3 pseudogenes are annotated in these 1,208 nt (G+C 49.7%); 2 read left to right on the plus strand and 1 reads right to left on the minus strand.

What is annotated here, in order from left to right:
* Positions 1 to 86: pseudogene (locus QZ506_RS20850) on the plus strand (lipoprotein); the annotation flags it as partial.
* A 55-nt stretch (positions 87 to 141) separates the two neighbouring features.
* On the opposite strand, the pseudogene QZ506_RS20855 reads toward QZ506_RS20850, so the two are convergent.
* A pseudogene (locus QZ506_RS20855) lies at positions 142 to 498 on the minus strand (acyl-CoA thioesterase domain-containing protein); the annotation flags it as partial.
* A gap of 236 nt (positions 499 to 734) precedes the next feature.
* Here QZ506_RS20855 and QZ506_RS20860 point away from each other — a divergent pair.
* Positions 735 to 1,067, plus strand: a pseudogene (locus tag QZ506_RS20860) (YbaY family lipoprotein); the annotation flags it as partial.
* Positions 1,068 to 1,208 lie beyond the last annotated feature (141 nt).

Here is a 1,208-nt window from a genome sequence, read left to right on the forward strand (position 1 = left end):
CTCAGGTGGGTGAAGCCATGGCCATGGTCAAAGCGCTTAACCTGATCACGCTATTAGGAATGCCGAACAGTATTCGCATCACGTAACAATCGACCCGTATGGGGCGCAGTCGTTACAAGTTCTGATTTATTCAACAAAGCCATTTTGATGTTCAAAGCCGCTCTCCTGGCGTTGAAAAGAGGCGGTCATAAAAAAGATAGGCTTACCGTTTTGGATGGCGCTGATACGTCGCGCGCTAAAACTGTTGCCATCGCGCAGGTTCTGCACATCGTAGACAATGGGTTTTCGGTTGTCTCCCGGCAATAAAAAGTAGCTATGGAACGAGTGCAACCCCCGACCCGCTTCGACGGTCTGTTTGGCCGCATACAGTGCCTGACCGACCACCTGCCCGCCGAACACCTGGCGTAGCCCTAAATCTTCGCTTTGTCCCCGGAAGAGTCCTTCCTCAATCTTTTCCAACTTCAGCAATTCGAGAAGATGCTGTAGTGCATGGCTCATTGTTGCTCTCCCTTGGCGGAAATAAGTGTTGTTAACGTATAACGGTAAGTCATCAAACTTCAGCATCGGCATTTTCGAAAAATGATAAATTAAGAATGTTGAACGCTGCCAAATGGCTAATGTGGGTCATACTTTCATTATCGCGTCAATGTATGTATGCAGCGCAAAGCGTTTCTGTTGTGCATTGCAGCTCATGCCTGACGTCGTTACAGACAATAACGAAAGGAGAATCGCCAATGAAATTATGGCATATCTTAGGTGGTATCACGTTATCTGTCGTGTTGACTGGCGCGGCGGCAGCAGCGACAACGGTCACCGATTCTCCGACCGCTGCACAAACCCAGCTTGCCATGCCTGCGGTCAGCGGTACCATTAATCTGCATCAGCGCATCGCGCTGCCGCCCGATGCAGCCTTAACGGTTACCGTTTCTGATGCCAGCGTGTCGGACGCACCGTCGCGCGTGCTGGCGCAAAAAGTGGCGTGGACGGACGGGAAACAGGCTCCTTTTATCTTCTCCTTGCCGTATAACCCTGCCGACGTACAGCCGAATGTGCGTATTCTGCTTAGTTGTATTAGTTGCGACTAGATCTGACACTGGACCTTGAAAGGTTGAGAGTTACCGGTTTTGATATGGGTGTCTAATCCTTAAACAAAACGCGAGGTAACTCTCATGCTTCATACTAACAATCCCATTATCAAACACAAAGCC

Origin of the sequence: Candidatus Symbiopectobacterium sp. (genome assembly GCF_020054415.1) — a bacterium.
Classification (GTDB): domain Bacteria; phylum Pseudomonadota; class Gammaproteobacteria; order Enterobacterales; family Enterobacteriaceae; genus Symbiopectobacterium.